19 protein-coding genes are annotated in these 14,746 nt (G+C 62.7%); 11 read left to right on the top strand and 8 right to left on the bottom strand.

Going from position 1 to position 14,746, the window contains the following annotated elements:
* Positions 1-109: 109 nt before the first annotated feature.
* From A7317_RS26010 to A7317_RS25990, 5 genes are all read right to left on the bottom strand, one after another.
* Positions 110-811 (bottom strand): OmpW/AlkL family protein, encoded by a 702-nt coding sequence (locus A7317_RS26010; protein WP_024077660.1) that lies wholly within the window; start codon positions 809-811, stop codon positions 110-112.
* 94 nt (positions 812-905) lie between these two features.
* Positions 906-1,427 carry a DUF3299 domain-containing protein gene (locus tag A7317_RS26005; protein WP_041161033.1) on the bottom strand — a complete coding sequence of 174 codons (522 nt, stop codon included), beginning with the start codon at positions 1,425-1,427 and terminating at the stop codon, positions 906-908.
* An 11-nt stretch (positions 1,428-1,438) separates the two neighbouring features.
* Complete coding sequence (locus A7317_RS26000) at positions 1,439-2,704, bottom strand: ABC transporter permease (RefSeq protein WP_024077658.1); 1,266 nt, start codon at positions 2,702-2,704, stop codon at positions 1,439-1,441.
* 1 nt (position 2,705) lies between these two features.
* Positions 2,706-3,416 (bottom strand): ABC transporter ATP-binding protein, encoded by a 711-nt coding sequence (locus A7317_RS25995; protein ID WP_024077657.1) that lies wholly within the window; start codon positions 3,414-3,416, stop codon positions 2,706-2,708.
* 70 nt (positions 3,417-3,486) lie between these two features.
* Positions 3,487-4,086, bottom strand: coding sequence for a DUF2796 domain-containing protein (locus tag A7317_RS25990; RefSeq protein WP_024077656.1), 600 nt, complete (start codon positions 4,084-4,086; stop codon positions 3,487-3,489).
* A gap of 131 nt (positions 4,087-4,217) precedes the next feature.
* Here A7317_RS25990 and A7317_RS25985 point away from each other — a divergent pair, with 131 nt between their 5' ends.
* Entirely contained in the window at positions 4,218-4,568 is a 351-nt protein-coding gene (locus tag A7317_RS25985) for a hypothetical protein (protein ID WP_024077655.1), read from the top strand.
* 101 nt (positions 4,569-4,669) lie between these two features.
* On the opposite strand, the gene trxA is transcribed toward A7317_RS25985, so the two are convergent.
* The 3 genes from trxA to A7317_RS25970 all read right to left on the bottom strand — a co-directional run bounded on the left by trxA (position 4,670) and on the right by A7317_RS25970 (position 7,036).
* Entirely contained in the window at positions 4,670-5,542 is an 873-nt protein-coding gene (trxA, locus tag A7317_RS25980; protein WP_024077654.1) for a thioredoxin, read from the bottom strand.
* A 388-nt stretch (positions 5,543-5,930) separates the two neighbouring features.
* The gene (locus tag A7317_RS25975) at positions 5,931-6,584 is read right to left on the bottom strand and encodes a class I SAM-dependent methyltransferase (RefSeq protein WP_024077653.1); all 654 of its coding nucleotides are present in this window, start codon (positions 6,582-6,584) and stop codon (positions 5,931-5,933) included.
* Positions 6,581-7,036 carry a YbaY family lipoprotein gene (locus tag A7317_RS25970; RefSeq protein WP_069077100.1) on the bottom strand — a complete coding sequence of 152 codons (456 nt, stop codon included), beginning with the start codon at positions 7,034-7,036 and terminating at the stop codon, positions 6,581-6,583. Before A7317_RS25970 ends, A7317_RS25975 begins: the two co-directional genes overlap by 4 nt.
* A 139-nt stretch (positions 7,037-7,175) precedes the next feature.
* On the opposite strand from A7317_RS25970, the gene nrdR reads away from it, so the two are divergent.
* The 10 genes from nrdR to A7317_RS25920 all read left to right on the top strand — a co-directional run bounded on the left by nrdR (position 7,176) and on the right by A7317_RS25920 (position 14,733).
* Entirely contained in the window at positions 7,176-7,640 is a 465-nt protein-coding gene (nrdR, locus tag A7317_RS25965) for a transcriptional regulator NrdR (RefSeq protein WP_041161032.1), read from the top strand.
* Positions 7,637-8,773, top strand: a complete 1,137-nt coding sequence (gene ribD, locus A7317_RS25960) for a bifunctional diaminohydroxyphosphoribosylaminopyrimidine deaminase/5-amino-6-(5-phosphoribosylamino)uracil reductase RibD (protein WP_024077650.1) — start codon at positions 7,637-7,639, stop codon at positions 8,771-8,773. Before nrdR ends, ribD begins: the two co-directional genes overlap by 4 nt.
* A 47-nt stretch (positions 8,774-8,820) precedes the next feature.
* Complete coding sequence (locus A7317_RS25955; RefSeq protein ID WP_024077649.1) at positions 8,821-9,483, top strand: riboflavin synthase; 663 nt, start codon at positions 8,821-8,823, stop codon at positions 9,481-9,483.
* 15 nt (positions 9,484-9,498) lie between these two features.
* On the top strand, positions 9,499-10,590 hold the full coding sequence (ribBA, locus tag A7317_RS25950; protein ID WP_024077648.1) for a bifunctional 3,4-dihydroxy-2-butanone-4-phosphate synthase/GTP cyclohydrolase II: 1,092 nt from the start codon (positions 9,499-9,501) through the stop codon (positions 10,588-10,590).
* A gap of 88 nt (positions 10,591-10,678) precedes the next feature.
* A complete protein-coding gene (ribE, locus tag A7317_RS25945) occupies positions 10,679-11,155 on the top strand; it encodes a 6,7-dimethyl-8-ribityllumazine synthase (protein WP_003194576.1) in 477 nt (158 codons plus the stop codon).
* On the top strand, positions 11,152-11,652 hold the full coding sequence (gene nusB, locus A7317_RS25940; protein ID WP_024077647.1) for a transcription antitermination factor NusB: 501 nt from the start codon (positions 11,152-11,154) through the stop codon (positions 11,650-11,652). Before ribE ends, nusB begins: the two co-directional genes overlap by 4 nt.
* Before the next feature lie 18 nt (positions 11,653-11,670).
* Positions 11,671-12,636: a thiamine-phosphate kinase gene (gene thiL, locus A7317_RS25935; RefSeq protein ID WP_069077099.1), complete on the top strand. Its 966-nt coding sequence runs from the start codon at positions 11,671-11,673 to the stop codon at positions 12,634-12,636.
* 266 nt (positions 12,637-12,902) lie between these two features.
* A complete protein-coding gene (gene ribA / locus A7317_RS25930; protein WP_024077645.1) occupies positions 12,903-13,520 on the top strand; it encodes a GTP cyclohydrolase II in 618 nt (205 codons plus the stop codon).
* Positions 13,517-13,936 carry a nuclear FMR1 interacting 1 family protein gene (locus A7317_RS25925; protein WP_069077098.1) on the top strand — a complete coding sequence of 140 codons (420 nt, stop codon included), beginning with the start codon at positions 13,517-13,519 and terminating at the stop codon, positions 13,934-13,936. Before ribA ends, A7317_RS25925 begins: the two co-directional genes overlap by 4 nt.
* Complete coding sequence (locus A7317_RS25920; RefSeq protein ID WP_069077097.1) at positions 13,933-14,733, top strand: cobalamin-binding protein; 801 nt, start codon at positions 13,933-13,935, stop codon at positions 14,731-14,733. Before A7317_RS25925 ends, A7317_RS25920 begins: the two co-directional genes overlap by 4 nt.
* Positions 14,734-14,746 lie beyond the last annotated feature (13 nt).

Below are 14,746 nucleotides of genomic sequence, written 5' to 3'. Positions count from 1 at the left end.
AAACGCCCCAGAAATTGGATGGGTGTCCAACTTCTGGGGCGCACTTCACCACCGCTATCGGGAGCAGGCCCCCTCCCACATTGGTTGTGTGGCGTTTGTTCGACTTCGCTTAGAACTTGTAGCCGATACCGACCATGTAGACCAATGGGTCGACATCGACATCAACCTTGGCGCGAGTGCCTGGGGCCACTCCGTTGTTTTCAACGGTGGCGGTGGTGCTGATGTCGATGTAGCGCACCTGGCCGTTGATCATCCACTTATCGTTGATCATGTAGTCGGCACCAATTTGCGCGGCCCAGCCCCAGGAGTTATCGGCCTTGAAGTTGCTGAAGCCAGCTTGTTGGGCGCCGCTGCTGACGTGTTCGTCATAGATCCAGGTGTAGTTGATACCGGCACCCACATACGGTTGGAACGCCGACTTGCTGTCCAGCGGGTAGTACACAACGCTCAGGGTTGGCGGCAGGTGTTTCAGGGTGCCGAGTTTGCCGTTGGCGGCGCTGAGAGCCGTGTTCTTGAGCTTCACATCATGCTCGAACGGGGTAGCCGCCAGCAGTTCGATACCCCAGTGGCTGGTGAACATATAGGCGAAGTTCAGACCCAGTTGCGTGTCGCTGTCCATGGTCGCCTTGCCGCCCAGGTTGGTACCGGCCAGCGGGCCCTGGTCTACCTTGACACTGCCGCTGTCGGCCTTCGGGTTCACGGTAATTGCACCAGCGCGAACCAGAATGTCGCCCGCTTCGTGAGCGTGGGCTACGGGGGCAGCGAGAGCGAGCGCGAAGAGGGACGCGCCGAGCAGAGACTTGTTGTTCATGGGAGCTCCAAGGGACGTTTAAAAGTTGTACGTCCAATGGTAAAGATCGTTCCGTTCGGACTTTTGACTCAGCTCAATGAAAGGGTGATAAGCGTTATTCCGGCAGTTCGTAGAGGTAAATCTTCTCGGCATCCATCTGGTAGCCGGCGTCCGCCAGCTCACTGGACGACGGCTTGACCTGCATCGCCCCTTCGATCCAGTACGGCTGGTACAGCTCATCGAGCTTCACCCCAACCTCACTTTTCACGTGCACGATCTGGTTCGACGGCGGCGGCGGCACGTGGATGCACGCACCGAAATACGGCACCAGCAAGAACTCGGTGGTACGGCCTTCCTCGCTGACTTCCAACGGCACGATGTAACCCGGCAGGCGAATATGCTGGCCGTCGAGGCTTTGCACCACCGGCGCATTGGGCAAGTCCTGCTTGGCCGCAGGCGCCGCTTCGACGGACAAGGCATCGGCCATGTTCGACAGGTCGTGCAGCGGTTTCATGTTGGGGATTTCCGGCGGCGCGTCCGGCGGGATCATCTCCTGCCAGGATAGATCCCTGGGCTGATCCTCCGCCCAGGCGGGCACAGCCACCAGCAGCAACAACGCAAACAGAGCACGACGCATCGAAGCCTTCCTCATAAACGTATGGACAGGCCGTCGGCCAAAGATTGTCGATAGGCACGCCAGGCGGGCACGCTGCCCATCAACAGTGCCGCTGCAAGGATACCGGCCAGTAACGTCCACTCATATTCGCTCGGCCAGGACATCGGCAGGTCCAGGCCGTAATTGGCCTGTAGATATCCGCGCGACGCGGCGATGCATACATACAGCAAACCCACGCCGGCGATCACACCGGACAGCGCCAGGGCGAAGGCTTCGAAGATCAGCAGCGTCGCAATGTGCCAGGGCCGCGCGCCCACCGAACGCAGGATCGCCATTTCGCGCCGACGTTCGTTGAGGCTGGTGAGGATCGCTGTGAGCATGCCGATCAAACCGGTCAGCACCACGAACAGCGAGATCACGAACAGCGCCTTTTCAGCGGTGCCCATCATGCTCCATAGCTCTTGCAGCGCCACGCCGGGCAGGATCGCCAGCATCGGCTCGCCACGGAATTCATTGATCTCCCGTTGCAGCGCAAAGGTGGAAATCTTGTTGTTCAGGCCAAGCATAAAGGCGGTGATGGCTTGCGGGGTCAGGTCCATGTTGCGTGCCTGGTCGGCGCTGATGCGGCCTTTGCCCTGGGCCGGCACACCGTTGTGCCAGTCGATATGGATCGCCTCCATGCCGCCGAGGCTGATATGCAGCGTGCGGTCCACCGGCGTGCCGGTGCGCTTGAGAATACCGACCACGGTGAACGGTTTGTCGTCGTGCTTGACCAGGCTGACCGCTGCCACGCCATGGGCCAGCACCAGTTTGTCGCCCAGCTTGTAGTGCAGTGCATCGGCCACTTCGGCACCTAGCACCACTTCGAACGGGTCGGTGGCGAAGGCACGGCCGCTGGCCAGTTCGAGGTTTTGCTTGCGCCCGTACTGATAGTGCTCGAAGTACGATTCGTTGGTGCCCATCACGCGGTAGCCGCGGTGGGAGTCGCCGAGGGAAATCGGGATCGCCCATTTCACCTGGGGGTTGGCGGCGAAGTGTTCGTAGCTGTCCCAGCGGATGTTATTGGTGGCGTTACCGATGCGGAACACCGAATACAGCAGCAGGTTGACCGAACCGGAGCGCGCGCCGACGATCAGGTCGGTGCCGCTGATGGTGCTGGCGAAACTGTTGCGCGCCTCAACGCGCACGCGCTCCACCGCCAGCAGCAGGCACACCGACAGGGCGATGGCGAAGGCGGTGAGGATCGCGGTAAAGCGACGGTTAGCCAGGCTGGCCATGGCTAGACGAAACAAATACATCTCAAACCTCTGCGGGCGTGGCGGCGCGATTGAGTTCGGCCAGCGACAGGTTGCGATCGAACAACGGCGCCAGGCTCTGGTCATGGCTGACAAACAACAGGCTGGAACCGGCTTCGCGGCATTCGGCGAACAACAGCTGGATGAAGGCTTCGCGGGCGTCGTAGTCGAGGGCCGAGGTGGGCTCGTCGGCGATCACCAGTTCTGGTTGGCCGATCAGTGCGCGGGCGGCGGCGACTCGTTGTTGCTGGCCGATGGACAACGAATCGGCGCGGCGTTCCAGCAGGTCGAGGTCTTTCAGGCCCAGGTGCGCCAGCAAGGTCGCGGCGGCCTGGTCGATGCTGCCGTGACGCTGGATCGCACGTTGCGCGCGCAGCTTGGAAAAGTGGCACGGCAGCTCGACGTTCTCGCGCACCGACAGGAACGGCAGCAGGTTGAACTGCTGGAAGATATAGCCAGTGTGGTCGACGCGAAAGCGATCACGGGCACCGGCCGAAAGGTCGGTCAGCTCCTGCCCGAGCAGGCGGATGCTGCCTCGGCTGGGCTTCTGCACACCGCCCAGCAGGCCGAGCAGGGTGGTCTTGCCACTGCCGCTTGGGCCCTTGAGGAACAGGGTTTCACCCGCTTCCAGGCGGAACGCGGGGATGTCCAGCAACTGGGGGTGACCGGGCCAGTTGAAGCCCAGGTCGGACAGTTCGATGAGCGCTTGAGTCATGGGAAATCAGTATCGCCTGCTAACGAGGTTACGAAAAATGGCGCCGATCGCCTGTGGGGGCGCATTCCAATCAGAACTTCAGGGTAGCTGCCTGCGGCGTCGCTTCAACACCTTGCTGGCCGCTTGGGCCGATCAGTTGTACCTGGATTTTTTGGGTGGCGGGGAAGGTCTTGAACACTTGCGTCAGGTCGAGATTGCTCAGGGCGGTCGGCGTGGCGCAGGTGAACTGGTAGTGGGCGTGGATTTCGCTGTGGTCGTGATGATGCTCATGGGCGCCGTCTTTGGCGTCGTGATCATCGTCATCATCATGGTCCGCTTCCGGCTTGTCGCCGAACAGCGGGCTGTTCAGTTCCTGGGTGCTGATCACGCAGCCAGCGGCCTTGGGCAGGTTGAACAGGGCCAGCGGGTTTTCCAGCTGTTTGCGCGCGGCGGCGACCTTGGCTTTGTCGGCGGCGCTGGTTGCCGCATGTTCGAAGCCCACCAGGTTCATCGCCGGGCTGTCCAGTTCAAGCTCCAGGGCCTGGCCGTCGAGGACTGCGTTGAGGCGGCCAACCCCGTGTTCATGAGCACCCAGGCTGCCGTGCTCATGATCGTGGTCGTGTTCATCCGCGGCGTGAGCGACGGCCAGTGGCAACAAGGCGAACGGCAAAGCAAGCATCAGACGGCGCATGGCAAGGCTCCAGAACATGAAAGTTTTGTTATGTGATCTTATAACAATAGTCGGCAGAGTTTGACCGTCCGCTTGGCGTTGCGCAAGCCGCATGGGAGCATGCTCGTCAGAAAAGTGCAGGAGTAAGGACGATGTTGCGAATTCGTGGAACCGTCGGCGACCTGCCGGTGGATTTGACCCTGGAGCTGGATGATGGCGATTGGGCGCGACTCGGCGCGCAGCTACAGGCGACGCCAGTGAACAGCGCGGCGGCCGCACCGGTTGCTCCGGTCAAGCACAATGATGACCTGTGGCAACACGCCCAGGACCTCTTGCGTCATGCCGGGCAGCTCAATGGCCTGGAGCTGCTCGACCAGTTGGAAGGTTTGGCGGGGGATGCCTCGGCGGGCAAGCGTCTGCTGGTGCGCCTGCGCCATAGCGCCAAGGTCAAGGTGAGCAGCGGCGGGGATACGCCGCTCTATACCTGGATTGAGCCCTTGTAGGCGCAAGCTTGCTCGCGAAAGTCGTTAACGATAACGCGGGTATTCTGGATGAACGCGGCGCCCTGGCGTTTTTCGCGAGCAAGCTCGCTCCTACAGAGCGACTAGTACAACGCAGCGAACAACTTGCGACGGTACACGGTCACCAGCGGGTGATCATTGCCCAGTAACTCGAACACCTGCAGCAAGGTCTTGTGCGGCAAGCCTTCGCCATAGCTGCGGTTACGGATGAACAGCTTGAGCAAGCCTTCCAGCGCCGCATCGTACTGCTGGCGTGCCAGTTGCTGGATGGTCAACTGATAGGCCGCTTCATCGTCCTGCGGGTTTTGCGCCAGGCGGCTTTTCAGGTCGGCGGCATCCGGCAGGTCACCGGCCTGGCGCAGGAAGGTGATCTGCGCCTTGGCCCCGGCGAGGGCGGCCTTGTGATCGTCGCTCTTCACGGCGTCGAGCACGGTCTGGGCTTCGCCCAATTCACCGCGTTCGGCCAGGCAGCGGGCATACAGAATCAGCGCGGCGGCGTTGGTATTGTCCTCGCCCAGCAATGTCACCAATACGGCTTCGGCGTCGCTGATACGGCCCTCGGCAAACAACGCCTGGGCCTGCTCCAGCGGGTCCGCCGCAGCCGGCGGCGGCATCTGCACATGGGGCTCCAACATGGCCCGCACTGCCGACTCTGGCTGTGCCCCGGCAAACCCGTCCACCGGCTGGCCGTCCTTGAACAGCACCACCGTCGGCAGGCTGCGAATACCGAAACGCGCGACGATGTCCTGCTCGGCCTCGCAATCGACCTTGGCCAGCAGCAACTCGCCCTGATAACTCTCGGCAATCTGCGCCAGCAGCGGCATCAACGCCTTGCACGGCGCGCACCACTCGGCCCAGAAGTCCACCAGCACGGGCTTTTCAAAGGAGTTCTGGATCACCGCCTGGTCGAAGTTGGCGGTGGTGACGTCGAAGATGTACGGCGTGGGCTCACTCATGGGGCGTCTCGAATAAAGCGGGAATGGCGCAACTATAAGGGCTGGTGAAGGCTACCGGAAGGAGCAGGGTGCTGATGATCAAGCGCAAGCCCCAATGCGGTTCAGTTAAGCGTACATCGCCTTCTGTAGGAGCGAGGGGGACGCCTAGTTCTTGCTCGCGAAAAACTCACAGGCACCGCGTTCATTCAGGAAACACGCGTTATCGTTGAAGTTTTTCGCGAGCAAGCTCGCTCCTACAAAAAAGCCTTAACAGAACGGCATCAGGGCGAGCCCGCTCGCCACAGAGTTGGGGTGCTCATCAAAAAGTGAGTCGATACCCTTGCACAGGAGGGCTTCGCCGAAAGAGGCCTCATACTCAAAAAGTCGGAAATGGCCTGACGATTGGGGGTTATCTTCGCGAATGGTACAGGCTCACCTTGCGAAACTCCCAAGGCTCGGCCAAGTCCGGCAGCGTCAGCGCATCGAGTATCTCCAGCCGCCGATAGGCCGGGTGCTGGAAGTCCCGCACTCGCGAATCCGCCACCAGCGCTTCGCGGCCACGGCTGAGGAAGTGGTCGAGCAAGGGCAGGTTGGCGCGGTCGTACAGCACATCAGCCACCAGGATCAGGTCGAAGCGGTCGGCTTCGGCGAAAAAGTCCGCCGAGTAGCTCAGTTCCACACCATTGAGTTCGGCATTCGCGCGGCAGGACGCTAACGCCAGCGGATCCAGGTCGCAGGCAACCACTTCCAACGCGCCCGCCTTGACCGCCGCAATCCCGGCCACACCGGAGCCGGCGCCGAAATCCAGCACGCGCTTGCCCTTCACCCATTCCGGGTTCGCTGCCAGGTACCGCGCCAGTGCCAGGCCACTGGCCCAGCAAAAACTCCAGTAGGGCGGTTCATGCAGGATGCGCCGGGTTTCTTCGGGGCTGAAGGCGCGGTCCATATTGTCGGCATCGAGCAGCCACAACGACAGCTCGGTGCCCGGCAGGGGGCAGGGCACCAGGTGCGCGTCGCCGATCAGTTCGCTCAGGGCGCGTTGCAGGTCCAGCGGTGGCGTCATGGTGCCTTGACGAGTTGCAGGGGGCCGGTGGTCTGGGTGATCGCCTGGGTGATGCGTACGGCGGGCAGGTGCAGGATCAGCTGGCCGGACTGGCTGGCACGGCCGCGTAACTCAACCCGTGCACCGGCCGGGAACGCTTCGGGGTTGAAGCGCAGGCGGAAGGCCAGGGGCTTGCCGTTGCCACTGAGCACGCTGCTGGCGAGCAGTTGTTGCGGGCGGCTGCGGTCGTCGATCACCAGCAGCGCCATCTCCACCTCGGCGCCACTGGGCACGTTGGTGAGGGTACCGTTGATTTCCCGTTGATAGGCCGGCAGCGGGCCGACGTCTTCAATGCCTGGGACTTTTTTCTCTTGCTGCGGCGTCGGTTGTGGCGTCGATGGTTTCGGGGCTTCGCTGCTGCAGGCGACCAGAACACTGAACAGGGTGAGTAAAACAAGCGGTCGTAACTGCATGTACGGCTCCAGAAAGGACAAAATCCGTGGCTTAAAAAGTATGAAACATAATAGTCAGCCTATATACCGTAAAGGCTATGGCTTGTCTTGCCACGGGGATGCGCTACCATGGCCCTCCCTTTTTTTGTTGCCTGCCACCATGCACTGTCCCTTCTGCGGTGCCAACGACACCAAGGTCATTGACTCACGTCTGGTCGCCGAGGGCGATCAAGTGCGTCGCCGGCGCGAATGCCTGGCCTGCGGTGAACGTTTCACCACCTTCGAAACCGCCGAACTGGTATTGCCACGTCTGATCAAGTCCGACGGCAGTCGCCAGCCTTTCGATGAAGACAAATTGCGCGCCGGTATGCAGCGTGCCCTGGAAAAACGCCCGGTGAGTGTCGAGCGGCTGGAGGCGGCGCTGGTGCATATCAAGCACAAGCTGCGTGCGACCGGCGAGCGCGAGGTCAAGAGCCTGGTGGTTGGAGAGCTGGTGATGGGCGAGCTGCAAAAGCTCGACGAAGTCGCCTATATCCGTTTCGCCTCGGTGTATCGACGCTTCCAGGACCTCAATGAGTTCCGCGAAGAGATCGACCGCCTGGCCCGTGAGCCGGTCAAGAAATGAACCCACCTTCTGCTGAACAGGCTGTCCTCGACGCTCACTACATGGCCCGCGCCCTCGAATTGGCGCGTAATGGCCTGTACACCACCCATCCCAACCCGCGAGTGGGCTGCGTGATTGTGCGTGATGGGCAGGTCGTCGGCGAAGGCTGGCATGTGCGCACCGGCGAGCCCCATGCCGAAGTGCATGCCTTGCGCGCTGCGGGGGGTAAAGCCCGAGGCGCCACGGCCTATGTGACCCTCGAGCCTTGCAGCCACTATGGCCATACCCCGCCTTGCGCCGACGCACTGGTGAGTGCCGGGCTGGCGCGGGTGGTCGCGGCGATGCAGGACCCTAACCCGGAGGTTGCCGGGCGCGGCATGCAGCGCCTGGCCCAGGCCGGTATCGAGGTCTACAGCGGTGTGCTGGAAGGGGAAGCCCGCGCCCTCAATAAAGGCTTCCTCAAGCGCATGGAGCACGGCCTGCCGTTTGTGCGGGTCAAGCTGGCGATGAGCCTGGATGGCCGCACTGCGATGGCCAGCGGCGAGAGCCAATGGATCACCGGGCCCGCCGCCCGCGCCGCGGTACAGCGCCTGCGCGCCCAGGCCAGTGTGGTGCTGACCGGCGCCGACACGGTATTGGCCGACGGTGCGCGCCTGACCGTGCGCGCCGCCGAATTGGGCCTGGATGACGCCACCACCGCCCTGGCCATGTCACGCCCGCCGTTGCGCGTGCTGATCGACGGCCGCCTGCGGGTGCCGCTCAATGCGCCGTTCTTCAAGGCCGGCCCGGCGCTGGTCATTACCTGCGTCACTGCGGAAAACCAGTTCCCCCGTGGCCCCGAATGCCTGGTGGTGCCCGGCGTCGATGGCCAGGTTGACCTACGCTCGGCGCTGGTGGCGCTGGCGGCCCGTGGCGTCAATGAAGTGCTGGTGGAGGCCGGCCCAAGCCTGGCGGGTGCATTTGCCCAGCAGGGCCTGGTCGACGAATACGTGATTTTCGTCGCCGGCAAGTTCCTCGGCTCCGCCGCCCGGCCTTTGCTGGACTGGCCGCTTGAGAAACTGGCGGATGCCCCCCAACTCAAGATCACTGAAATGCGCGCTGTAGGCGACGACTGGCGAGTCACTGCCATCCCGCTTCCACCCGCGCGCGTATAATTCTGACCGGGCGCTCAAGTGCCCGTACCGTTTTCCAGGAGAAGGCCATGTTCACCGGCATTATCGAATCCATCGGCAGCATCCGTGCCATGACCCCCAAGGGCGGCGATGTGCGCCTGCTGGTTGAAACCGGCAAGCTCGACCTCGGCGACGTCAAATTGGGCGACAGCATCGCGGTCAGCGGCGTGTGCCTGACGGTCATCGAGCTGACGGGCAACGGTTTTGCCGCCGACGTCAGCCGGGAAACCCTGGACTGCACCGCGATGAACGACCTCAAGGCTGGCAGCCCGGTCAACCTGGAAAAAGCCCTGACCCCGACCACCCGCCTGGGCGGCCACCTGGTCAGCGGCCACGTCGACGGTGTCGGCGAAGTGGTATCGCGCAGCGAAAATGCACGCGCCGTGGAATTTCGCATCCGCGCGCCAAAAGAATTGGCCAAGTACATCGCCCACAAAGGCTCGATCACCGTCGACGGCACCAGCCTGACCGTGAACGCCGTGAACGGCGCTGAATTTGAACTGACCATCATTCCCCACACCCTGAGCGAAACCATCATGGCGTCGTACCAGCCGGGTCGCCGGGTGAACCTGGAAGTTGACTTGCTTGCCCGTTACCTGGAGCGCCTGTTGCTGGGCGATAAGGCCGCAGAGCCTGCAACCGGGAACATCACTGAGAGTTTTCTGGCCGCTAACGGCTACCTGAAATCCTGACCAAGGGGGTGCCCTGTGGCGCTCAATAGCATCGAAGAACTGGTTGAAGACATCCGCCAAGGCAAGATGGTCATCCTGATGGATGACGAAGACCGCGAGAACGAAGGCGATATCATCATGGCCGCCGAACTGTGCCAGGCCGAACACATCAACTTCATGGCCAAGCACGCCCGTGGGCTGATCTGCATGCCCATGAGCCGCGAGCGCTGCGAGTTGCTCAAGCTGCCGTTGATGGCGCCGCGCAATGGTTCGGGTTTCGGTACCAAGTTCACCGTGTCGATTGAAGCGACCACCGGCGTCACCACCGGTATTTCCGCCGCCGACCGTGCGCGCACGGTGCAAGCGGCCGCCGCGAAAGACGCTAAGGCCGAAGACATCGTCAGCCCTGGCCACATTTTTCCGCTGATGGCTCAACCGGGCGGCACCCTCGCGCGCGCCGGCCACACCGAAGCCGCGTGCGATCTGGCGCGCATGGCCGGGTTCGAGCCGAGCGGCGTGATCTGCGAAGTGATGAACGACGACGGCACCATGGCCCGCCGCGCCGAGCTCGAGGCGTTTGCCGCCGAACACAACCTCAAGATCGGCACCATCGCCGACCTGATCCACTACCGGATGATCCACGAACGTACCGTTCAGCGGATTGCCGAGCAGCCGCTGGACAGCGAACTGGGCCAATTCAATTTGGTGACCTACCGTGATTCCGTTGAGGGCGATGTGCACATGGCGCTGACCCTGGGCACCATCTGCGCCGAAGAACCGACCTTGGTGCGCGTGCACAACATGGACCCGCTGCGTGACCTGCTGATGGTCAAGCAACCCGGTCGTTGGAGCCTGCGCGCCGCCATGGCTGCGGTTTCCGAGGCCGGCAGCGGTGTGGTATTGCTGCTGGGCAACCCGGTGGATGGCGACGTATTGCTCGCGCATATTCGCGAAACCGCCGAGAACACCCAGGTCAAGACGCCGACCACCTACAGCATCGTCGGGGCCGGTTCGCAGATCCTGCGCGACCTCGGCGTACGCAAAATGCGCCTGATGAGCGCACCGATGAAATTTAATGCGATATCCGGTTTCGACCTGGAAGTTGTAGAATACGTGCCCTCCGAATAAAGGCCGGCGATTTTCGCCCCTTGTTCGCGGTTAAATCATCACTGAGGGACGCACTTTTCGCGTCCCGGCTCTTTAAGAGATTTGTCGAATGACCCTGAAGACCATCGAAGGTACCTTCATCGCCCCCAAAGGCCGCTATGCCCTGGTGGTTGGCCGTTTCAACAGCTTCGTGGTTGAAAGCCTGGTAAGCGGTGCCGTGGACGCCCTGGTTCGCCACGGTGTGAGCGAAAGCGACATCACCCTCATCCGCGCCCCTGGCGCCTTCGAAATTCCACTGGTTGCGCAAAAAGTTGCGCAGCAGGGCGAATACGCGGCGATCATCGCCCTGGGCGCGGTCATTCGTGGCGGTACTCCGCACTTCGAATACGTCGCCGGCGAATGCACCAAGGGCCTGGCCCAGGTGTCCATGGAGTTCGGCGTGCCGGTTGCCTTCGGCGTGCTGACCGTGGATTCCATCGAGCAAGCCATCGAGCGTTCCGGCACCAAGGCCGGTAACAAAGGCGCTGAAGCTGCCCTGTCCGCCCTGGAAATGGTCAGCCTGCTGTCGCAGTTGGAGGCCAAGTGATTTCCGACGAGAGCGATCGTTTCAACCCGCGCGACGAGCGTCCTGCGGATGCCGGCAAGCCATCGAAAAGCGAAAAGCGTCGTGCAGCTCGCCAACTCGCTACCCAGGCGCTGTACCAGCGTCACATGGCGGGTACCTCGCTGAATGAAATCGAAGCGCAATTTCGTGTCGACAACGATTTCACCTTCGCCGACCAGAGCTACTTCCACGACATCCTGCATGGTGTCCCGGCCAACCTGACCGAGATCGACACTGCACTGACGCCGTGCCTGGACCTGACCATCGAAGAACTGGACCCGGTTGAACTGGCCGTACTGCGCCTGTCCACCTGGGAACTGCTCAAGCGCGTCGACGTGCCGTACCGCGTGGTGATCAACGAAGGCATCGAACTGGCGAAAGTCTACGGTTCGACCGACGGCCACAAGTTCGTCAACGGTGTGCTCGATAAACTGGCTCCGCGCCTGCGTGAAGCCGAAGTGAAGGAACACAAGCGCTGATCCGCGCTTGAGTTCCCGATGGGCGAGTTTGAGCTGATCCGTAAATACTTCGCCGCCGCGCCCTGTGCGCAGGGCGGCGAAGGCATTGCCCTGGGGATCGGCGACGACTGCGCCCTGCTGGCGCTCCCCTTTGGGGAGCAACTGGCAATCTCTACCGATACCTTAGTGGCCGGCGTGCACTTTGCCGACCCCTGTGATCCGTTCCTGCTTGGCCAGCGCTCGCTGGCCGTGGCGGTGAGTGACCTGGCCGCCATGGGCGCCCATCCCCTTGCGTTTACCCTTGCCCTGACAACGCCGACGGTCGATGCCGATTGGCTGCAACGCTATGCCCAGGGGCTGAACGCCATGGCGCAAAGCTGCGGTGTGGGCCTGGTCGGCGGCGACACCACGCGCGGGCCGCTGAGCCTGACCCTGACCGTGTTTGGCCGGGTGCCGGTCGGGCAGGCGTTGACGCGCAGCGGTGCACGTCCGGGTGACCTGCTGTGTGTGGGCGGCGAACTGGGCAATGCTGCCGGCGCCTTGCCGTTGGTGCTGGGCCAGCGCAGCGCCGAGGCGGCCATCGCCGATCCACTGCTGGCGCATTACTGGTCGCCGCAACCGCAATTGGCCCTGGGCCTGGCGCTGCGGGGCAAGGCCACATCAGCCATGGATATTTCCGACGGGCTCCTGGCCGATTGCGGGCATATCGCCAAGGCGTCGTCCGTCAGCCTGCTGATCGAGCGCCAGGCGCTGCCTTTGTCCAAGGCCCTGCTCGCGTTTGTGGGGGATGATGCCGCGCGAGTGGCGGCCTTGAGTGGTGGCGATGACTACGTGCTGGTGTTCACTCTGCCACCGACCGAGCTGGCGCCGTTGCTGGCGGGCGGCTGGCCGGTGCATGTGATCGGCCGGGTCGAGGCGGGGCAGGGGGTGACGCTGCTCGACGCGAACGGGCAGGACATCACCCCAGCCGTGCGTGGCTATCAGCACTTTCGCGAGACGCCCTGAACAGGCGTCTCATCCGTCCCAGGTGCCCTGTAGGAGCGAGCTTGCTCGCGAAAAACGTAAGCACAGCGCGTTTATTCAGGCTGCGCGCGTCAGCGTTGACGAGGTTCGCGAGCAAGATCCAGGCGGCCCCTCGTTCCTGCACATAGAACCGATACGAAGGCCAATCGAACCGATTGATCTTTATCAGCGATAATTCAGCTTAAGCGTCTGTAGGAACGTGCTGTTACAATGCCCGCCTCTGTGAAATCTGAAATCAGGAGCACACGGTGCCCGTCGTTTTCGTCGCTGCTTCCAAGCTGCCTACCCCTTTTGCCACATTCACCATGCATGGCTTTCTCGAAGAAGAAACCGGGCGCGAGCACGTTGTGCTCAGCCTGGGTGATATCGCCGATGGCGCGCCGGTACTTGGCCGCGTGCACTCCGAGTGCCTGACTGGCGATGCGCTGTTCAGCCAGCGCTGCGATTGTGGCTCGCAGTTGGAGGCCGCGATGCAAGCCATCGCCCGTGAAGGCCGGGGCGTGCTGCTGTACCTGCGCCAGGAAGGCCGTGGCATTGGCCTGCTGAACAAGATCCGCGCCTACGAGTTGCAGGATGGCGGCGCCGACACCGTCGAAGCCAACGAACGCTTGGGCTTTGCTGCTGACCAGCGGGACTACGGCATCTGCTTGCCGATGCTGGAGCACCTGGGCGTCAAATCCCTGCGCCTGATGACCAACAACCCGCGCAAGGTCAAAGCCTTGACCGAGATGGGCATCACCGTGGCCGAGCGCGTGCCGCTGCACACCGGGCACAACCCGCACAACAAACTCTACCTGGCCACCAAGGCCAGCAAGCTCGACCACATGATGGGCAACGAGCATCAGGGCGAGGTCGACCGCGCGTGACCCGAGGCCAGGTAAAACGGCGACTGTCCTTCAGCTGGTGGCAGTACCTGGCCCTGGCGCTGCTGCCGTTGTTCGTGATCAACCTGGTCTTTGGCCACGCTGAATCCCTGCTGCCGGTGCTGGCCATGCCGTTCTTTATTGCCGGTGTGGCCTCGATGTTTCTCAGCCTGCGTTTTTTCCATGGCTATAAACACGCGCTGATCGCCACCGCCAAAGCCCTCGACACCCCTGAAGAACCCGCGGCCTGGATCACCCTCGCGGCCCGGCGCCGCACGGCGTTGCTGGTGGCTGCCGTGCCGGCCTGGATTGGCGCACTGGCGGTGTTCGTCGGCCTGGAAGCGGTGCCGCTGTTTCTGCTGGCGTTGTCGACCCTGGTGCTGTTTTACCTCTATCGCATCCCGCGTCAGTTGGGATGATGCGTCACTGGCTGGCGCTCCTGCTGCTGGCGTGCGGCGCCCAAGCCCTGGCGGTCGAACGGGTGGTCAGCCTGGCCCCATCCCTGTCTGAAATCGTGGTTGAACTGGGCGCTGCCGACCTTTTGGTGGGCGTACTGGACGGCGGCGATCGGCCAGCCGCGCTGGCGACAGTGCCGTCGGTGGGGCAGTACGGGCAGTTGAATATGGAGCGCCTGCTCAGCCTCAAGCCCGACCTGATCCTGCTGTGGCCCGGCAGCATCAATTCGGCGCAGCGAGACCAATTGCAACGCCTGAGTATCCCGGTGTACGTCGCCGAACCCCATAGCCTTGAACAGTTGACCACCCAGGTGCAGGCCATCGCCGAGCAGTTGGGGCGCGCCGACACCGGTCGACAATTGGCCGACCAGTTGCGCCAACGCTTGGCTCAGTTGCGCCAGCGCTACCAGCGTGCCGAACCGTTGCGCGTGTTTTACCAAGTGTGGAACCGGCCGCTGTACACCGTGGGCGGCGGGCAGATCATCAGCGATGCGCTCAGCGTGTGCGGCGCGCGCAATGTGTTCGACGATCTGAAGTTGCCCGCGCCGCAGGTCAGCATCGAGTCGGTGTTGCAGCGTAATCCTGAGGTGATCCTGGCGGGTGACCAGCCGCAGCTGGAGGCTTGGAAGGCCTGGCCGCAGGTGGCTGCCGTTGCGCAGGGGCGCTTGTTGTTAGTGCCGGATAAAGGCCTGGAGCGGCCGAGTGGGCAGATGTTGGAGGCGCTGGCGCGGTTGTGCCAGGTGATTGCGCCGAACCTGTGAGGTCGGGCCTCGA

The sequence above is a fragment of the Pseudomonas fluorescens genome, from assembly GCF_001708445.1.
In the GTDB taxonomy this organism is placed as follows: Bacteria; Pseudomonadota; Gammaproteobacteria; order Pseudomonadales; family Pseudomonadaceae; genus Aquipseudomonas; species Aquipseudomonas gorinensis.
The sequence above is the reverse complement of the archived record's forward strand: the minus strand, read 5'-3'. Positions and strand labels throughout refer to the sequence as shown.

Excerpts from the sequence above, each read along its gene's own strand:
- A7317_RS26010 (WP_024077660.1), bottom strand. The coding sequence starts at position 811 with ATGAACAACAAGTCTCTGCTCGGCGCGTCCCTCTTCGCGCTCGCTCTC.
- A7317_RS26005 (WP_041161033.1), bottom strand. The coding sequence starts at position 1,427 with ATGCGTCGTGCTCTGTTTGCGTTGTTGCTGCTGGTGGCTGTGCCCGCC.
- A7317_RS26000 (WP_024077658.1), bottom strand. The coding sequence starts at position 2,704 with ATGTATTTGTTTCGTCTAGCCATGGCCAGCCTGGCTAACCGTCGCTTT.
- A7317_RS25995 (WP_024077657.1), bottom strand. The coding sequence starts at position 3,416 with ATGACTCAAGCGCTCATCGAACTGTCCGACCTGGGCTTCAACTGGCCC.
- A7317_RS25990 (WP_024077656.1), bottom strand. The coding sequence starts at position 4,086 with ATGCGCCGTCTGATGCTTGCTTTGCCGTTCGCCTTGTTGCCACTGGCC.
- A7317_RS25985 (WP_024077655.1), top strand. The coding sequence starts at position 4,218 with ATGTTGCGAATTCGTGGAACCGTCGGCGACCTGCCGGTGGATTTGACC.
- trxA (WP_024077654.1), bottom strand. The coding sequence starts at position 5,542 with ATGAGTGAGCCCACGCCGTACATCTTCGACGTCACCACCGCCAACTTC.
- A7317_RS25975 (WP_024077653.1), bottom strand. The coding sequence starts at position 6,584 with ATGACGCCACCGCTGGACCTGCAACGCGCCCTGAGCGAACTGATCGGC.
- A7317_RS25970 (WP_069077100.1), bottom strand. The coding sequence starts at position 7,036 with ATGCAGTTACGACCGCTTGTTTTACTCACCCTGTTCAGTGTTCTGGTC.
- nrdR (WP_041161032.1), top strand. The coding sequence starts at position 7,176 with ATGCACTGTCCCTTCTGCGGTGCCAACGACACCAAGGTCATTGACTCA.
- ribD (WP_024077650.1), top strand. The coding sequence starts at position 7,637 with ATGAACCCACCTTCTGCTGAACAGGCTGTCCTCGACGCTCACTACATG.
- A7317_RS25955 (WP_024077649.1), top strand. The coding sequence starts at position 8,821 with ATGTTCACCGGCATTATCGAATCCATCGGCAGCATCCGTGCCATGACC.
- ribE (WP_003194576.1), top strand. The coding sequence starts at position 10,679 with ATGACCCTGAAGACCATCGAAGGTACCTTCATCGCCCCCAAAGGCCGC.
- thiL (WP_069077099.1), top strand. The coding sequence starts at position 11,671 with ATGGGCGAGTTTGAGCTGATCCGTAAATACTTCGCCGCCGCGCCCTGT.
- A7317_RS25920 (WP_069077097.1), top strand. The coding sequence starts at position 13,933 with ATGATGCGTCACTGGCTGGCGCTCCTGCTGCTGGCGTGCGGCGCCCAA.